The organism is Paenibacillus sp. E222, from assembly GCF_013401555.1.
Taxonomy (GTDB): domain Bacteria; phylum Bacillota; class Bacilli; order Paenibacillales; family Paenibacillaceae; genus Paenibacillus.
In genome coordinates this window covers 2,680,951-2,698,577 of record NZ_CP058552.1, presented here as the reverse complement: position 1 = coordinate 2,698,577, position 17,627 = coordinate 2,680,951, and the positions used below count along the sequence as shown (strand labels likewise).

The window sequence follows — 17,627 nt, the reverse complement described above, 5'->3', positions numbered from 1 at the left end:
TCCTTCAATAAATTAGTGCCGAAGAACTTACTTCACTTTTACCGTGATCTTGTCCGTGCTGGTGACACCAGCTGCGTTGAGCAACTCAGCCCGGTACGTATACGTACCCGAAGCGCGCCCAGTCAGCGAAGTAACAGCACTTTGCGCATTAGGCGTAACAGCCTTGAGTGCTTGGGTGTCGATCAACTTATCATTTTCGTAGAGCCGGTATTCCGTGGCATTGGTTCCCCACCACAAGTTCATAGTAACCTTATAATTGCCGTCGCCATCCCAGTTATCTTGAGAGAGAACTGCTTTGCCTGGCGATGCGTTGGTAACCTTGACTGTCAGTGTCTGACTCCGCGTGGTCCCTTTGTCGTTCGTTAGCTCGGCTACGTACGTATAGGTGCCGTTGGCTTTGCCTGTGATCTTCGTTTGGGCAAACTGTGCCAGAGGCGCATTGTAGGTCAACTTCTGCGTATCGATCAAAACCCCGTCCTCATAAAGTTTGTAGCTGGTGGCGTTCTCGCCCCACCACAGGTTCATGGTAACGATATATGAGCCTTCGCTCAGGCCATTACCAACCCAATTATTATGAGACAACACAGGTGTTCCAGGCGCTTTGACAGCTGGAGTTTCCGGCTCAGTCTCCTTGGATTTCAAACTCAGGGCCGTAGTGGCTTTACCAGAAAGCCCTTGTTGGTCTTTTACCGTAAGTTCAACAGCATATTCACCTGCTTGGATGCCTTCTAAAGGAAGTGTGAAGCTACCATCAGGTTTTACTTCAAATACACCCTCCTTGTAAATCGAACCATCCTCTTTTTTCAGGACGTACGTTGCTTTCAAGGCAGCCGCTGGATCAAACTCAATGTTCCAGTTCTCTTTAAGTGAAGGAGCAACACGGAAGTACAAATCATCCACGCTGCCATCAATAACAACAGATTCATCTTGCTTGAATTCCAACTTATCCGGTGCTGTTACAACCGGCGCTGCTTTTTTCACCAAGAATGGAGAAGTATCTTCGATATACGTTTTGCCATCCACACCGATTGTAGTGATGTCAACCGTATAAAGACCATCTGGAATTGTCGTTACCTCGTCGGTAGTGTAGTCAGCATACTGTCCATCCCAAGCCAGAGTATATCTTGTGTTGGCAGCGAAATTGTAGTAGTTCCCAAAAATAGATCCAATATATCCATCACCATAATAGCCCCCCTCAGGGTTAAGGCCATCAAAGATCTCAATAAGGGCAAAATTCATCGGATTGTAGAATTCCATAGCTACATTAAGTGTATCCAGGGTACCATCCGACTTCAATGGATAATGGAATGGGTTCTTCTCTGTACCATTGACAGTCTCAATGTATTTAACGCCTGCAAGGGTAAGGTTGAAATGTGCGACATACGGAACCGTAAATGTGTCCGTTCCATTAGACAACTGAAGGTATCCTTGCGCTTCTGTTACCGCAGTAACACCTTTTGGAACTGTAATGGTAACCTGCAACTCTTCCTCACCATTCAGTGTAAAAGAGCTCTTGTCTACCACAACGGATACACCAGGTACCGTACGTGTTGGATTCACGCTTACAGTGTAGTTTCCACCACTGCCATTCTGCGACTCCACTTTGATTGTTTTGCTGACTGTTTTTTCGTCCGTGCTCAGGAAGTTGCCGAAATTGACACTACCTATAACATTAGGCTTCTCAACAGCCACACCATTCTCTGTGTACTTCGTTACGTCCAATACTTTAACAAATGCAGCAGGATCAATCGTTTTTACTGCTTGAATACGTCCTGCACCTTGATCAAACACATCATATTTTGTTGTGTCGAGCACTTTACTATTGTTCATGAGTGCAACTTTAATATCAAATGGTGTCCAGTCACTGTGCTTCTCAATCAACAGGGCAACCAGCCCGGCAACATGAGGTGTAGCCATACTTGTACCTGATTTACGATCATAAGCCTGTGAATAATCTGCTCCAGGCTCGTCCTTGCCATAGGCAGGAACTGTAGACAGAATGCTGGTCCCCGGTGCAACTACATCCGGTTTGATATCCAGAGTCACCTTGGCTGGTCCGCGGGAGCTGGATGCATTCATTTCATCGCCAGCCGTTTGACCTTTAATGAAGTCACTGAAGCTTACTTCAACACGTTGACCGGCATCCAGTTCAGCCTTGATACTTTCTCCATCTTCCTTCGACATGCTCAAGGTTGGAATAAGTTCAAAATTATCTCCCAAACTTACGCCGATCGGGCCTGGAATATTGTTATATACGATAATAGCAACTGCACCAGCAGCTTTGGCATTAGCTACTTTCTCCACAAATGCCAACTCACCGCGCTGCACAAAAGCCACTTTTCCTGTAAAATCCTTGCCTTCAAAGTCGGTCGGTTTACCCAACCCTGCAAATAAAAGATCATATTGATCCGTCAAAACCGATTCGGGATCAGCTGAAAGACTCCAGCCCATTACATCAAGTCGGTACACCGACTCAGTAACAGCCAATGGATTTTGCTCCGTTTCAGTTGGAGCAATCGCAGGCTCTTCTTTCACAGGTGCAACCTCTGGAGAGGTTTCGACTGGTGCCGAAGGCGATGCTGGCTGAACACTCTCTTCTGACTGGCTGGCTTCCACATCTAAATCTGTAGCATCGTCAGATGCTGATTCAGACAATGCAGCTTCGTTTGTTGATGAAGCTTCTTCGCTTGTCGCGTCTTCCGATGTGGTTGATGGTTCGCCTTGAGTCGGAACTTCAGACGTATCCGTACCCGGTGCTGTACCCAGTTCAGGAGACGGCTCAACCTCAGGGACAGGTTGTTCTTCAGGTAGCGTACCTTCACCTTCCTCACCAATCCAGAAATGAGTGTTGGCTGTTATACTCTGGCTAGGCCCTGTGGAGTTACCTACAGTGATGGCCATAGCAGATGCTCCTGGAGAACCTAATGTATAACGATTTGGACCATCATTTCCGCTTGCCACAACTGCAGTCACGCCAGACAGCATGGCATTATTAAGTGCAACTGAAGTGATATAACTTGGATCATTGGCAGCGTTACCCAACGAGAGATTGATCACGTCCATACCATCGGCAACGGAACGGTCAATTCCACCAAGCACCCATGAAGTTTGACCACTTCCGTAGGGCCCAAGCACACGATAGGCATAGATGTCAGCTTCGGGTGCAACGCCGACAATGCCGTAGTCCCCTGCTTCACGAGCAGCAATGGTACCGGCTACATGAGTACCGTGGGATGTGTAATAGGCGCTTCCATTGGCATTAAATTCAGGTGCGCCAGATACTTTCCATTCTTCACGTGTTGTCTCATAAGGATCATTGTCATTTGCAACGAAATCCCAACCACCTTTGTAGGCGTCTTGCAAATTAGGATGTTCATAATCGATTCCTGTATCAATAACACCAACTTTGACGCCTTTTCCTTTGTAACCCAGATTCCATACTTCAGGGGCGCCAATAAATGGTGCAGTATCTTTCATATAAGGGTTCACTTCATCTGTTTCCGGGGCTACGGTAATTTCAAGGTCAGGGTATACACTGACTACGCCCGGAATGCGAAGCAACTGTCCCAATTGGTTGCCCTTAAGTTCGATGGCTACACCATTCAGGGCATATGTGTAATTTTCCAATACTTCGTGTTTGATTTTATTCTGAGTGAGGCTATGTACAAATGACTGTTGTTGTTGCTCGACTTGAGTCACAGCCTTTGTTTCCATAGAGGAGGTAAAAGATTTTCCAGAGAGGGTAGATTCGCCTTGAGCAACTGCAACTGGTTTATTGGAGAGCTCAACAATTACTCTTGTTTTCTCTCCCCCAAGACCTTCCAGGCTCTTGTCCAAAAATGGATCTGCTGCAAGCTTTCCTTCCCGCTGGGCAAGAATCTCTCTCCATTGTGTGGCTTCGCCCTTGCTTAACGAGTTCTCAAGCTGAACACCTACAGGAGCGGCTCCGGCCGCTGGCATGATGATAGAAAAAGTCATAAGGATACTTAACAATATGGATATCAATCGTTTATTCAAGGCTATGCCCCTCCTTCTCAATATGAAAGTACCTCACCAATCGCTTGGGTCCTGCTATGACAAGTACTGCAATACCTGTGACAACTCACCGCCCTATCTGCAAGAAGATTGACCCTTGGTAAATTATTCTACTAAAATAGCACATTTCCCTTCTAAATAATTACAATTATGATATAAAAGTTACTTATATGGTTCTTGAGTAAGAGAACCGTGTGAAATTGTATTTATTTGTCGATTGAATAATTCAATTTCTAAATACAACATAGGAAAAAAGACCAAGAACCTCTTCATTTCGAAAGAGATCCCCAGCCTATATGTGATCAATGGATTTCATGAAAAATATGCTATTGATTCATTTAACAAAGATACATCTCTTGATTATTTAACTTCCCGGCTTCACTGCTTCAATTCGAAGACGCTTATAATCGGCATAGATTGCATCTTCTTCCCAAAGTTTCGGCACAACGATTTGGCTAGTTTCACGACAGATTTCCTGAATTTGCTCCTGACTCAAACCATCAAAATAGTCCCCTCCGAAATGGGCCAACCAGCCCTCTATACCCTGTTCACCATCCGTCAGTCTGGTAGGACGGTCATAGTGGTAGGCCTGCCGCACCAAAAATCCACATTGTTCCAAAATGTTGCTATATTGTCCGATCGTCGGGAAATACCAAGGGTTGCGTTCCGATCCAGGAATGCCAGTGTGTCGTTCAAACACTTCTTCTAATGCATTTACAATGATCTGCACATTTCCTTTGCCACCGAACTCCGCCACAAAACGTCCCCCAGGCTTCAAAGACTTCCATATACTATCCACTACAAGTCGTGGACTTCGCATCCAGTGCAGAGCTGCATTGGAAAAGACGGCATCATAGAGCTTGTTCGTCGCAAACTGATGGCCGTCCCCCTCCATGAACTCAATATCGGGAAACTTCTCTCTTGCACGACGAATCATGTCCGGTGATGCATCCATGCCAACTACCTCAGCCTGTGATATAGAAATTTCGTACGTCAAATCCCCCGTCCCGCAGCCCAAGTCAAGGATGTATTCCCCTTTTTGAGGTTGAAGCCATGAGATTAAACTTTTACCGTAACCCGATACAAAAGCCAGTTTGTTGTCATACTCATCCGCTTGCCATTGATTAATCGATTGCATGGATACCACCATCGCTTTCATGATTGATATCTTCATTGTGTCATAAGATGGTTTATTAATTAAATATATAAATTCTATTCACTTGATAGTTTATACCTATAAATGCTCGTCTCTTTTCCATAAACACAAATCATTTAACTCAAAGGCCTCCCTCTACTGCCCCTCGGGGAGCTTTTTTTGATGCCTGGAGGAAATGCCACTCTCCTTCCAGTCGAGACTGCGAAGTATTCCTACCGAAACTTATGCTCCGACGAACCATTGGGGTTCTCTTCCCTTGTACGCAAAAAGGCTTCCCGAAGGAAGCCTTTTCTTACGTCCCAGGAGGGATACTCTCCTTGCCGTCGAGACTGCGAAGTATTCCTACCGAAGCCTATGCTCCGACGAACCTTTGGGGTTCTCTTCCCCTGTACGCAAAAAAGCTTCCCATAAGGAAGCTTTTTCTAACGTCCCAGGAGGGATTCGAACCCCCGACCGACGGCTTAGAAGGCCGTTGCTCTATCCTGCTGAGCTACTGAGACAAATATGTATAATAAAAATACCGCGCGATTCCTATTATACTCTCATTTCTATATTTTTCAATAGTTTTATAAAAAAATTAATAATTGCATCGTTCCTCATGACTTGAACGTATTATTTTCATACTCAGGACAGCTACAGAATATGAATGCTTTAAGCAGGCAATATTGAGAATATTAAGCTCAGGGCGTTTAGAACATGGGCAGATATATTCAGGATGAGACCTGCTGGGTAATCATTTGGATACATATATTCTACTGAACCAAATAAAGGAGAGAAACCGATATGAGACAACTTTTATCAGCATTATCCTATTTTAGTATTTTCTTTGCCCCGTTCCTGTTCCCCATCATTATTTGGATTGTGGCCAAGGACAACTATATTGAGGGACATGCGAAACGAGCCTTATTCTCGCATATATTCCCGTTTCTTGCGGCAATCCCGCTGCTGTATTTCTTCGTTACCGCACACAGTCTGGGTTCCGCTGTCGGATTTGTAATTTTGTTCTTTGTCATTTATGCATTAAGTTTTGTGTACAATATTGTCAAAGGTATTCAAGTACTGCGTGAATATGCCTGAGCAAAGCTTCCAATCACGTTCAATTAAACATTCAAAAACCCGCCTTTCGAAAGAAGGGCGGGTTTCTGCATTCCGGTTACTTGTTTCCCTTAAGCCACGGATTTTTCTGGGCAGGACGCTTGCTGTTAATGGCGAGCACTTCCTCGGCAAACTCGGTATGATGTGCATAAAGGTTCCCTTTGTTTTTCTTGAACTTGGAAGCCATTGCTATCACCTCCCCGGAACTTGCATATAGTATGGCTCCGGGTAATTCCGCTTATCCTTTGCCGCTATCGGCATTTGTTGGAACGCCTAGCTTAACCTTGACCCACCAAATAGCGTTGAAGCGTCGGCCCCAGTAATCCAAAAGCAAGGAGCTCACTCTGAAACCGGGCTTTATCTTCTCCGGCTGTAATGCCTTCACTGTTCTCAAACGCCGTTTCCGTAGCATCTTCAAACGCTGTGTGCATATTGTTATTGTACCAATCCAGAACTGCATCTGAATGATTGCGTACAATTCGAACGACTTCAAGCGAATTCCCAGGCTGGGTAGCCGCAACGTATACAAGCAAAGACGGATCACCTGTATTTCCTGGCTGTACCTCAACTTCTGCACAAGACAATCCATCCACTTCGGTTAATCTGCGTATTTTGGCATCCTGAATGGCATACATTTTTTATCGCACTCCTTTGTCCATTTCATATACTTTGTTCGATCTGGTATCGGGTCTCTGGTGTTCCCAAGCGATAAATTTCCCGATACACCTGCTGTAATACAGCTTCATATGCGCGGTTTACAGACTCCTCCGGCGTATCCGGCCAAGGGAATACCATTCCTGGAAAGGCCTCTTCCTCTTTTTCCTGCATCAGATTAAGCAATCCCAGTAATTGTTCCGCCTCCTGAGGCGTTGCCTGGATCACCCATTCATACGACGTTACGTGCGGGTCAGGTATAACAGAGCGCCCCATGACAGATACATAATAGGTCATACTGTCCATTTGCAAGTTCTCTCCTTCACAGGCATGTTGAGGCCGTTGTCCCTAGATATAGTTTCCGAAGAGGACAGACATTTTATGCCTGCTTTCGGCATATATTTGTTACGACTTCTGACGAAAAAGACAACATTTGCTGGCTGTTAGCAACTCAAGCAGCCATACGGATGAATGACTCGACTAAGAAAGGATGAACAAACCATGTGCGGTATAACCGGCTTCATACAGTGGAATCGGGATTTGACCCAGGAATCAGAGCTGCTGGTCCAGATGACGGACAGCTTGTCGAACCGGGGGCCCGACGCTTCAGGTACATGGATCTCCAATCCTTGTGCGTTCGGACATCGGCGTCTCAGCGTTATGGACCCGGAGAATGGGGCACAGCCCATGCATGCGTTACAGGGAGACACCTCCTATACCGTCGTGTATAACGGAGAACTATACAATGCACCCGAGTTGAAAAAGGAATTGCTCCAACGCGGACACCATTTCCGCACACAATGTGATACGGAAGTGCTGCTCGCCTCTTATATTGAGTGGGGACCGGCCTGCGTTGACCGGTTTAACGGCATTTTTGCTTTTGCTATATGGGATGGCGGACGCGAACAGGTTTTTATCGCCCGTGATCGGCTGGGCGTCAAACCCCTCTTCTACAGTCATGCAAAGGATGCACTCGTATTTGGCTCAGAACCCAAAGCACTGCTCATCCATCCGGATGTTGAGGCTGCTGTAGGACCCGAAGGTTTGGCAGAAGTATTTATTGTCGGTCCTGCCCGGACACCTGGACACGGCGTATACTCCTCCCTTAATGAGCTCAAACCTGCGCATGCGCTTATCTACAACCGAAACGGCATTAAAACCTATGCTTACTGGAAGCTGGAAAGCCAGAATCACGAACATAATTTGGAGGAGACAGCTGCCGAAGTACGCAGACTGTTGCAGGATACATTAGAACGCCAATTGGCTTCGGACGTTCCGGTCTGCTCCCTTTTGTCGGGGGGATTGGATTCAAGTGCTCTATCTGCGTTAGCCGTGGATTATTACAACCGTACAGGTCAAGGCCAGGTCAGCACATATTCTGTCGACTATGTGGATAATGCAAAGCATTTTCAGGCGCATTCCTTCCAGCCTGGTGCAGATGGACCCTGGATTCAGCGAATGGTGGATGAACTGAAGACAGATCATCACTGGATTGAGATTGAAAACGGAGAACTGGTTCATGCGTTGACTCAGGCGATGGTCGTAAGGGATTTACCGGGTATGGCGGACGTAGATTCCTCTCTCTATCTGTTCTGTAAAGAAATCAAAAAAGGAGCCACCGTTGCCATCTCAGGCGAAGCAGCAGATGAAGTATTTGGCGGTTATCCCTGGTTCCATCGGGAAGAGATGCTGAACTCCGGTACATTCCCATGGTCTGTAGCACCTGATATGCGAGCAGGATTGTTATCCCCGGACATTCGGGAATGGATCAGACCACTCGACTATCTCGCAGATCGTTACTCGGATGCTGTAGCAGAAGTGCCTTTACTCGATGGGGAGACCGGTAAGGCTGCCCAGATGAGAGTTATGTCCTATCTGAACATCACCCGGTTCATGCCTACACTACTGGATCGGAAAGATCGGATGAGTATGGGAGCCGGGCTTGAGGTTCGGGTACCTTACTGTGATCACCGTTTGATTCAATATGTGTTTAACGTGCCTTGGGACATGAAAATGACAGGCGGACGGGAAAAAGGCATTCTGCGTAAAGCGCTGGAAGGTGTGCTGCCTGACGATGTGTTGTACCGGAAAAAGAGTCCGTATCCGAAAACACATAACCCGCAGTATCTCGCTTCCGTTAAACAGCAGGTGCTTGATATTCTGGATGACGCAAGTTCACCGATCTTGCCATTAATCGACAAAGCTCAAATTCGCAAATTGGCCTCCTCACCGGATGCTTCATCGAACCTGCCCTGGTTTGGACAGTTAATGTCGGGTCCACAGCTATTTGCTTATCTGACACAGATTAACTCGTGGTTGCGTACGTACAAAGTGGCCATTCGATAAACAAAGCTATCTTTTCTTTCTTAAAAGGGGTGCCGGTGAGCAGCATATCAGCTGTTCATCAGGCACCCCCCTTTGTCATACTCGATTTAATTATGTCTACACATCATCCCACTTTAAAATGACCCAGAGACTGCTGTAATTCTTCCGCCATGGACGAAAGTTCATTGGCAGCAGAAGATATCTCCTGCATAGCAGACAATTGCTCCTCAGACGTCGCGCTGACCTCTTCTGTGCCTGCTGCTGCATTCTGTGTAACATCCATGATTGTTTTCATGGATACGTTGATCTGTTCCACCCCGGCCGCCATATGCTCAATAGAAGCGGATACTTCCTGGGTCTGTCCTGCTACCTTGCTGACAGCTGCACGAATTTCTTCAAAACTGTCTCCTGCTCTATGCACAAGGCTGATCCCTGCCTGAACCTCGGCAGTCACTTCTCCCATGGATTGGGCGGCATCACTCATGCCTTTATGAATAGAGGCTACCAATGTGCCTATTTGTTCTGCTGACCTTGCCGATTGCTCCGAGAGCTTCCGCACCTCGGTAGCAACCACCTCAAACCCGCGTCCATGTTCTCCAGCTCTTGCCGCTTCAATGGCTGCGTTAAGCGAAAGCAGATTCGTTTGCGCCGATATTTCGGAAATGGTTTCCACCATCGAACCAATAGATTGTGAGTGGTTACCCAGCTCTTCAATAACCGTTGCAAGACCCTGTACGGTCTGATGGATGGAATTCATTTGTTCCACAGCCGATTGCACCGAGTCATTGCCAGCTAAGGTTTTAGCCGATGCGTTCGTAGCTTCATCAGACATCGTTTGCGTATTCTCAGTAATTTGCCGAAAACCTGTGGATAGTTCATTAATCGTATGGAACCCATCGCTAACCATGCTCACTTGTGTATCCATACCGGTAGCAATCTCTTCCATTGTAATGGCCACTTGTTCTGTCGCCGCCACAGTCTGTTCCGTACTAGCCGTTAGCTCTTCAGATGAGGCGGCTACCCGATCCGCGTTATTACCCACCTGATGAATCAACTCGCGTAAATGAACCGACATCGTATTAAAGGATTGGGCCAACTCGCCAATTTCATCCTTATTTCGTACAATGATCGCCTCGCCAGTCAAATCACCTTCAGCTATTTGTCTTGCTGCTCTAGCAACAGAAGCCACCGGTTTAGAGATCAATCTACCCATAAGTAAAGCAATGGCAGCTCCCACAATGATCGAAACAATACCGATGATTACAATTGACCGGATTACCTTTTGAATCAGCTGATTGGCATTCACGACCCCTGTGTCCAATAAATCTTGCTGAACCTGCTCCATCGATGCCATGGTTTCTTCAAATTCAGATACGATTGCAGGTCCTGTGTTGAGCAGCAACGTTGTAATTTCACTATTTCGATCCTGTTTCTTTAATGCAATAACATTCTGCCCAAAGGCTAAGTAATCTTTCACACGCTGGTCGGAACGGTCCAGAAGGTCAATCATGGTTTGTGTTTTAAGACCTGATCTTAATTCTTCACTTATTTTACGGTAATCTTCATAAGACGATTGAAACAGCTGCTCATTAGCATCACTGGCTTCGGTCACATAGTTTCGCAATGCAACCTGCTGAGATTTCACATCAATAATCATGTTTTTAATCGTAAGCAGTTTATACGTACGTTCCTTGATGAGATCTGTATATGTTTTCTCTACGGAGATAAATTGAGTATACGAGATGACGACAACTGCCACCAATAAAATCAATACAGCTACAAAACCTAACAGTAATTTGCGACTGATGGATACTCTCTTCATGTGAATTCCCCCATATGTTCAGATGTTTTGCAATTATGTAGTTTTACTCCCGTGCCCTCCATTCTTCTAAAATTAAACTAGGACTTTTGTCGTTTTTTCTCCCGAAATTATGATTCCCAATGCCCCTAAACGACAATTTCTCCTAAGCCTATTAACCTATATGCCAGCAGCATGAATCTTTTGTTCAAAATAAAAAAAGACCTTACACCAGCACATTTTCTGGTGTAAAGTCTGTCAGTTGGATGACCGACATCTATTGATTGATCAGTGCCGGATTACGTTCAAGCAATCCACGGCCAAAGATATCCCTGAACGGAGAATCCTCCATATGAATATAACCGATATAACAGCCGCACTTCTTCATGCCACAAGGCCGATCTGCGGCCAAAGCCTGCAAACCATCTCGGTAGAGATGCCCAATAATTCGACGATCCTTGTAACACCTTTTTACATGCCCTGACCCTTGAACATAAAATACCTCCGAACCAGCGGAACAACGCTTGCCCAGACTCTCATAATCCCGCAGGTTCCCTTCAAACAGCGGATCAACGGATCGTAAAAATTCGACCTCTTCCATACTGTAATATTGGGGTCGATCTTTAAATGCATTGATCCACATATACACGTCATCAGGTAAAGCCTGCCTCATCGATTCAATAGCAGGAAATGCACTGCGCAATCCAACCGTCCCCACACTGAAAGCAAGCCCCATCTCTCGTAAAGTCAAACATTGTTTGACGAAGGAAGACTCCTTCGTCTCACGCGGGTGATAGGTCGCCCAGAATGCCGCTTTATCCCGATTTAATTCACGGGCCCAGTCCAGTTTGACAGACAGGTTGGTTTGAACTGCAATTTTGTCCACATGTGGCATATGAGATAGCTCAATCATCGCTTCACGATACCAGCGTCGTACCAGAGCTTCTCCATACGGGTTAAAGAAAATCGAAAATTGATGTCCAGCACTCTCCTGATCCCTCACCCAATTCACAAATTGACGCAGTTGCAGTTCATCCACTTCGAGCGTCTCCTTGGAATCTACCGTTTTGCTAAACGGACAATATGGACAGTCGTAATTACAGGACGACAGCTTCCCCCGATAATACAAGGTTGCTCTCATGAGAACACAAACCCTTCCATTTGTTCACGAACCTCAGCGGAGATGAGCCAATCTCCAATAGCATCCGAGTAGCCCAATCCCTCTTCTGTCAGACGCAGCACCTGGTTTCCTTTATCGTCCTGCTTCAGCTCAGCCATGCCCTCAGACAACAGTTCACTCAACCAACCGTAGTCTGACAGGACTCCCGTTCCGAATCGCTCATCATAATCCGATAGCGCCAATCCTTCCCGATGCAGCAGGGCTTTCAGAATAAAGCGGCGCTTCTGCTCCTCCCGGCTGAGTACAATGCCGTAATCGGCCACATCATAACGCTCGGTTGCCACATAATCGGCGATGATGCTCTGTGTGGCCTTATAACTAACACCATACTTGGAAGCATAGTGTACTTCACGGGTATAAGAGCGTGCACCGCAACCCAGACCAACCATGCCTTCTTCCTGACAGCTGTAGGGTAGAAGCTCTTTGCTTCCCGAAGAAGATTGTTCTTTGGCAAATCTGCGCATGGAATACTGGACATAACCCCGGCTTTTCAAAGTTTCACGCGCAGCCTTATACAGCTCCATCCGAATATCCGGTCCCTGACGCTGAATATCACCGGGTTTCACAATGGTATTCTCGCGAGTGTACAATGGGTAAATGAATATCTCACCCGGTTCATATGAAAGGACACGTTCCAGCGAATACAGCCATGATTCCACCGTTTGTCCCGGCAGACCATAGATCAGATCCAGATTCAACAAAGGGAATTCATACTGTGTAAGCTTCTCAAGCGCTCGTTCCACTTCCTGTGGTTTCTGCGGACGGTAGATGGCTGAGGCTTCGGCTTCGATAAAACTTTGGATGCCCATGCTTACCCGGTCCACGCTCCGTTCTTTCATGATGGCCAATTTGGCTTCTGTCACAGTATCCGGTGACGTTTCTACCGAGATCGAAGCTTGCGTCGGATCGAGCCCCATCACCTGTTCCGCGATATCGAACAAGCGGTTCAACTGAATTTCATTTAATAATGTGGGGGTCCCACCACCGATGGCAAACCTCGAATAGGGTCTGCGTGATGTGAGCGGTGCCCACTGCTTGGCTTGCCGTTCCAGCGCATCCACATAACGCACATGGGTGTCATCACGACGATCCGGCAACGTAAACAGGTTACAGAATCCGCAACGAGCGGCACAAAACGGAATGTGCATGTATAAAAAATACGTTTCTGTATTCTCACGTTCCCACAATGGACCGAGTGGTAATGGCGGGTTCAACTCCCGATATGCGGTCTTGTGGGGATACGAATATAAATAAGAGCGATAGGGGGAAGTAAGCACTTCTCTGAGACCAGTAGTTGTATTGGGTCCGGACTCTGCGGAATGACCTACTGTCGTATGTTGAGATTGATCGTCCATCGGTTTCCTCCCTGTATCCGGTTTGTAGTTGTTGATGATATGAATCAATTGTTCTATAAAATAAATTCACGGTAAGGCACATTCCAGACAACATCATGCGCCAGCCTGTGCCCCTGATAACCATCCTCACCATACGCCGTGCCATGATCGGAAAAAGCTAAACAAAACGTAGGCCGTGAACGCTGCCTCATTGCATCAAACAATGGCCCAAGAGCCTGGTCCACATACCGAAGGGCTGCTCGCTGTGTTTCTACGGAGTCTTCTCTTGCACCCTCCACAAAATAGCGATTGGGCCCATGGATGGCAGACACATTCAGGAACAAAAACAGCTTTTCATCCGGTGTGATTTGCTCCAGCAGCTTCAAGGCATGCTGAACCTGATGCTCGGTCGATTTGGGGTTGGTTACGCCAAAATTCATCCGCCAGTAGCTTTGCTGAAAATAACCCGGCAGCACTTTGGCGAGTGGATTTTTCTTGGTGAAGAAAATGACCCCGCCAATACAAATCGTACGGTATCCTTCCGCTGCTAACCCGGATACGATATCCGGAGTGTCGAACAGCCAGGTATGCGGATGTGTCTTTAATCCGGTATTCCGGGAATGAAAAAGTCGTACGTGGGAGGCTTTGTCCGTATTGGCAGGTGTAGGCATGAAGCCACCAAAAAAAGCATGATGTGCCGCATAGGTAAAACTTCCCGGAGTATGACGCTTCTCCCAAGGACCCGTACCGCACAGGTTGGGGCAATTCTGTTCCTCCAGCTTGGCCACGTCATACCTTAACGTGTCCAGCGTAATCATTAATAGATCATGGGAGCCTACTATGGTGTTCATATCAGTCATGGTTGTAAGGGCTCCTTTCGCAAAAGTTCCATTTGCCATTCATAGGTTCCAAGTCCGTTATGCTGTACTCTGTACAACAAATCTCCGAACGGATTCACATCCAGAATATAAGCACGCGGTTCAGTTCCACCACTGAGCATCACATCAATCCCGGCAGACCATGAGTTGGGAAAGGCAGCCATTGCTGCTTTCGCTGACGTCTGAACCCCATCCATCTGCTGTTCATCCAGCCCCGCTTCTGCGGGCAGCAACCGCTCATTGCGCAAATGCAGATTGGTGATCGGTGTCTGACTAACCCGTACGATGGCATGACCTGCTTGTCCACCTGCCACAAGCTGGCGAATATCAAACACGCTTGAACCAAGGGATGCTTTTGCCATCCAACGTTCAATCTGGGCACCTTCAGCGCACAACCAATCCATGAGCACCGAAATTTCCGAAGTACGTGTGTACCTGCGCATCCGACCTTCATTATAAAAAATGAGATTTCCCTGAATCCGCTCCATTCCCACAGTGGTTATAGCGATTTCAGCACCCGTTCGCGGATTAATTTGATAGGCAACAACGCCTGAAGCCCCGGAGCCACACGCAAGTTTCACGAAAACCCGATTCATACCGGCTGTTTTCATCGCTGTACGCAGGTCCGCATAATTGCGGATCGGCTCCGAAGACTGGAGCGTTGGGGGAACGTGAACGCCATGGGCAGTTAGTTGCTGCTGGCATCTCCTTTTATCAAACATGATCGCAATATCATTGGGATCATTCGTAAACCGGGCATTGGGCCAATACTCCAAGGCTTCATAGCGAATTCGTTCCAAACAAGCCTTCCAGCCACGAAACCATTGGTTGGGCGCGTAGATCCGCCCCCACTCCTGTTCAAGAGTGAGTGTCTGCGCTGCCGGAATCATTCCCGCAGAAGGGCCATCGATTAACGGAGATACATCATTCACAGCTCCAAGAAAGAGCAGCTCACACTCTACTTCCCATTCCTCACCAGGGGCATCCAGTCGAATAAGAGGTATACTATTCACTCCGTCAACTGGATCATGATTGGCATATGAGATCGACGCTGGTGAAGATATCCACGACGCTCCGTGCGTGTGTGTAGCCACTCGCCCTTCCAGACATTGCTGTACGGCATCCGCAATAGTTCCACCCCTTCTCCAGGTCTGTAGCAAACGGATATAGGGCAGCACAAGTGCAGGCTGTAAACCAAGGCGCTGTCTTGCCTCCTGTAGTCCAAGGGTACGGCGATTATTCGGGTTTCCAATTAACAATAAGGGCTGCTCCAGCGTCATATCCGAATCCTTAACTGGGCTTTGCAAATTTCCTTCCATTTCCGTCATGCCTGATATCATTTATTCCGTTAACGACGGATAACGCCAGTCATCTTCATCACTCTGTTGTTGCTCACTAACATCCACAGATATACCGGAACGTTTCCAGCGAATAAGCATTTCGTCCGTCATGTAGTGGTAACTAAGATTGAGATGTTTCAGTTTTTTGATCTTGTTGCTGGCAAGCAGCGCCTCCGCCCCTTCATCAGACAGCGTGCCCTCTGACAGATCCAGGATTTCAAGTTGATCCAGAATTGGTGCCTCAGCTGCAGCCTTTGCAATCTCATCCTGAATTTCACTGTCTTTCAGACCCAGGTATACAAGCTTTGGAAATAAGCCCTGTTCCAAAAGTGGAAGTACATCTTGCAGTGAGCCGTCGAATCCATAATCATCCACGCCCAGATACAGCTCAAGCTTACGCAATTCAGGCAACTTTGCCCGGGCAATTGAAGCTAACACGCTTTTGGGAAGGCCACCGCAAATAATGATTAATTCTTCAAGCTTGGCATGTTCGATGGGTTCCAGACTTAGTCCGCTGCTGCCCTTCACTGTGAATGACTTCAATTCAGGGAAAGCAACCAATAGGGGTGTGAGATCCGTCTGAATAATCCATGAAACCTCGCATTCTTCAAAGCCCATATCTCCGATGAACAGTTTCTTCAAAGATGGAAAGCTTGGAGCCAGCTCGATGAGTGTGCCCATAAATTCTTCCGGCGAATTTTCATAGGCCTGTCCCCAGTCTCCAATAATCAGGCTCTCCAGCGAACCCGCCTCCGGTTTGGCAGCCAATTCCCTGATCAGTGTTTCCATGCGAATACCGTCCTCATAATCATCATAAGACACCGTAAGCTTCACTTCTTGCATAAGCAAATCCCCTCCGTTTGAGTTCATTGATGATTCGTTAACTTGAATGTTAACCCATACGGTACAAGACTTGCAACTTCTTCCAACCCCAGTCCTAATGTGCTGCTCAAACGTGAAATCCCTGTATTTTCTTTATAGGTACAAGAACGTACGTTCCTATAGTTCCCCCTATAGAAACGGATTTTATTATAGGTCTCACGTACTGGCTTCATTAAGATTGCTTAGTCATGCAAAAATAAAAAAACGCTAATGGTTGGTGGGCCATTCCACAGGAATGACACTTACCTTCCATTAACGCTTTGATATTTAAGCAAGGCCATAATTCACCTTATAACATTCATATTCGCATAAGCCAAGTTTGAATCTCAGCCTTTCAGACTGGATACGAGCGCTCTCAGGGCATGCCCCCGGTGACTGATTGCCTGCTTTTGCTCCAGCGTAAGCTCGGCCATTGTCATCTCGTATTCAGGCACGTAGAAGAGTGGGTCATATCCAAAACCGCCACCACCGGCAGCTTTAGCTGTGATCCAGCCTTCCACCGTGCCCTCTGATTCATACTTGTCTCCGGTTGCCGGGTCATACAGCACCAGTGCACAGACGAAACTTGCTGGACTCAGAAGCGGTTGCTCCGTATCCTCACCGGATTTGAGTGATTCCAGCGCCTCAAGCAGTTTGGCATTGTTCTTCGCATCGGTAGCACCTTCGCCTGCATATCTCGCAGAGTACACTCCCGGGTCACCGTCCAACAGATCCACACACAATCCCGAATCGTCAGCCAGAACAGGCAGACCCAGAGCATCGCCCACTGTTTTGGCTTTCTTCCAGGCATTCTCCGCAAAGGTTACGCCATCCTCAACGACATCCGGCAGCTCCGGATAGTCGAACATGCTTTTGACCTCTTTGCCCAGCGGAGCGAATGCATGAGCGAATTCACGTACTTTTCCTGCATTACGGGTTGCGACAATGATAATTGGGCTATCCAGACTCAT

Annotated in this window: 14 protein-coding genes and 1 tRNA gene; 2 read left to right on the top strand and 13 right to left on the bottom strand. The window is 47.1% G+C overall.

Annotated elements, in window-relative coordinates:
* Positions 1-27: 27 nt before the first annotated feature.
* The 3 genes from HW560_RS12030 to HW560_RS12020 form a co-directional block, all read right to left on the bottom strand.
* Entirely contained in the window at positions 28-4,017 is a 3,990-nt protein-coding gene (locus tag HW560_RS12030) for a S8 family serine peptidase (RefSeq protein ID WP_179263236.1), read from the bottom strand.
* 382 nt (positions 4,018-4,399) lie between these two features.
* Positions 4,400-5,194, bottom strand: a complete 795-nt coding sequence (locus tag HW560_RS12025; protein WP_257031866.1) for a methyltransferase domain-containing protein — start codon at positions 5,192-5,194, stop codon at positions 4,400-4,402.
* A gap of 423 nt (positions 5,195-5,617) precedes the next feature.
* Positions 5,618-5,691 (bottom strand) — tRNA-Arg (locus tag HW560_RS12020).
* 283 nt (positions 5,692-5,974) lie between these two features.
* On the opposite strand from HW560_RS12020, the gene HW560_RS12015 reads away from it, so the two are divergent.
* Positions 5,975-6,268 (top strand): magnetosome magnetite crystal formation protein family, encoded by a 294-nt coding sequence (locus HW560_RS12015; protein WP_053783120.1) that lies wholly within the window; start codon positions 5,975-5,977, stop codon positions 6,266-6,268.
* A gap of 76 nt (positions 6,269-6,344) precedes the next feature.
* Here HW560_RS12015 and HW560_RS33785 read toward each other — a convergent pair whose 3' ends face one another.
* The 3 genes from HW560_RS33785 to HW560_RS12005 form a co-directional block, all read right to left on the bottom strand.
* A complete protein-coding gene (locus HW560_RS33785) occupies positions 6,345-6,473 on the bottom strand; it encodes a hypothetical protein (protein WP_256222456.1) in 129 nt (42 codons plus the stop codon).
* A gap of 91 nt (positions 6,474-6,564) precedes the next feature.
* The gene (locus HW560_RS12010) at positions 6,565-6,921 is read right to left on the bottom strand and encodes a hypothetical protein (protein WP_064635807.1); all 357 of its coding nucleotides are present in this window, start codon (positions 6,919-6,921) and stop codon (positions 6,565-6,567) included.
* Between the two features lie 25 nt (positions 6,922-6,946).
* Positions 6,947-7,246, bottom strand: coding sequence for a hypothetical protein (locus tag HW560_RS12005; protein ID WP_090904398.1), 300 nt, complete (start codon positions 7,244-7,246; stop codon positions 6,947-6,949).
* Between the two features lie 195 nt (positions 7,247-7,441).
* Between HW560_RS12005 and asnB the strand changes: the two genes are divergently transcribed.
* The gene (asnB, locus tag HW560_RS12000; RefSeq protein WP_090904399.1) at positions 7,442-9,286 is read left to right on the top strand and encodes an asparagine synthase (glutamine-hydrolyzing); all 1,845 of its coding nucleotides are present in this window, start codon (positions 7,442-7,444) and stop codon (positions 9,284-9,286) included.
* 103 nt (positions 9,287-9,389) lie between these two features.
* On the opposite strand, the gene HW560_RS11995 is transcribed toward asnB, so the two are convergent.
* The 7 genes from HW560_RS11995 to HW560_RS11965 all read right to left on the bottom strand — a co-directional run bounded on the left by HW560_RS11995 (position 9,390) and on the right by HW560_RS11965 (position 17,627).
* The gene (locus tag HW560_RS11995) at positions 9,390-11,087 is read right to left on the bottom strand and encodes a methyl-accepting chemotaxis protein (RefSeq protein WP_179263234.1); all 1,698 of its coding nucleotides are present in this window, start codon (positions 11,085-11,087) and stop codon (positions 9,390-9,392) included.
* 253 nt (positions 11,088-11,340) lie between these two features.
* Positions 11,341-12,204 (bottom strand): STM4011 family radical SAM protein, encoded by an 864-nt coding sequence (locus HW560_RS11990; RefSeq protein ID WP_090904401.1) that lies wholly within the window; start codon positions 12,202-12,204, stop codon positions 11,341-11,343.
* Positions 12,201-13,598, bottom strand: a complete 1,398-nt coding sequence (locus HW560_RS11985; protein ID WP_179263232.1) for an STM4012 family radical SAM protein — start codon at positions 13,596-13,598, stop codon at positions 12,201-12,203. The genes HW560_RS11990 and HW560_RS11985 overlap by 4 nt, the downstream gene beginning before the upstream one ends.
* Before the next feature lie 53 nt (positions 13,599-13,651).
* On the bottom strand, positions 13,652-14,437 hold the full coding sequence (locus HW560_RS11980; protein ID WP_090904403.1) for an STM4013/SEN3800 family hydrolase: 786 nt from the start codon (positions 14,435-14,437) through the stop codon (positions 13,652-13,654).
* Positions 14,434-15,783, bottom strand: a complete 1,350-nt coding sequence (locus HW560_RS11975; RefSeq protein WP_257031864.1) for an STM4014 family protein — start codon at positions 15,781-15,783, stop codon at positions 14,434-14,436. The genes HW560_RS11980 and HW560_RS11975 overlap by 4 nt, the downstream gene beginning before the upstream one ends.
* A gap of 12 nt (positions 15,784-15,795) precedes the next feature.
* Positions 15,796-16,638 carry an STM4015 family protein gene (locus HW560_RS11970; protein ID WP_179263230.1) on the bottom strand — a complete coding sequence of 281 codons (843 nt, stop codon included), beginning with the start codon at positions 16,636-16,638 and terminating at the stop codon, positions 15,796-15,798.
* A 365-nt stretch (positions 16,639-17,003) separates the two neighbouring features.
* Positions 17,004-17,627: an XTP/dITP diphosphatase gene (locus HW560_RS11965; RefSeq protein WP_179263228.1), complete on the bottom strand. Its 624-nt coding sequence runs from the start codon at positions 17,625-17,627 to the stop codon at positions 17,004-17,006.